Source organism: Streptomyces flavofungini, assembly GCF_041028215.1.
GTDB classification, from domain to species: domain Bacteria; phylum Actinomycetota; class Actinomycetes; order Streptomycetales; family Streptomycetaceae; genus Streptomyces; species Streptomyces flavofungini_B.
This window is the reverse complement of sequence record NZ_JASKYR010001453.1, coordinates 1-768: the sequence shown is the minus strand read 5'-3', so window position 1 is coordinate 768 and position 768 is coordinate 1. Positions and strand designations below refer to the sequence as shown.

General features: G+C 69.9%; 2 pseudogenes. Both read right to left on the bottom strand.

Annotation, left to right across the window (positions count from 1 at the left end):
• A pseudogene (locus tag AB8Z36_RS41605) lies at window positions 1-513 on the bottom strand (MFS transporter); the annotation flags it as partial.
• Between the two features lie 42 nt (window positions 514-555).
• A pseudogene (locus tag AB8Z36_RS41600) lies at window positions 556-768 on the bottom strand (hypothetical protein); the annotation flags it as partial.

Sequence of the window (768 nt, the reverse complement as noted above, 5' to 3'; positions counted from 1 at the left end):
CGCCCACCCCTTCTTCCGCAGCGGGAAGAAGGAGTTGATGTTGGTCATGCTGGAGGCGAAGTTGCCGCCGCCGACGCCGGTGAGCAGCGCGCACACCATGAAGGTGGGGTAGGAGGTGCCGGGCTCCATCACGACGAAGGCGGCGACGGTCGGCACCAGTAGCAGCGAGGCGGCGATGACCGTCCAGGCGCGTCCGCCGAAGCGGGCGACGGCGAAGGTGTAGGGGACGCGCACGACGCCTCCGACGAGCGTCGCCATGGAGACCAGGAAGAACTTCCCCGCCGCGTCGATCCCGTACTCGGGCCCCATGAAGAGCACCATCACCGACCAGAGGCTCCACACCGAGAACCCGATGTGCTCGGACAGCACGGAGAACGCCAGATTCCGCCGCGCGACCCGCTCCCCGCCCTCCTCCTTCCAGAACCTCTCGTCCTCGGGCTCCCACCGCTCGATCCACATCTGAGCCTCCACACCGTCGAAGAACGCCGTCCCCCGAAGGTAGGAACCCCCCATTTCATCCCTGTGGCCCCCAGTGACCACGGGGGAACGTTGCTCTCACTCGGCGGGGGGCGGGGCGGTGAGCACGCACGCCGACCGGGACCGGCCGAGGTCCGCGTACCCCMTGRSYCYGSSSAGKRCKKSGCCYACGSTCGCGCGGTCCTCCGGGGTCAGGGCCGCCAGCATGCGTTCCTCGTTGGCGATGTGGTCGACGACCGCGCGGTCGACCAGGTCGAGGCCCGCGTCCGCCTCACGGCCACGGGCCTCGAC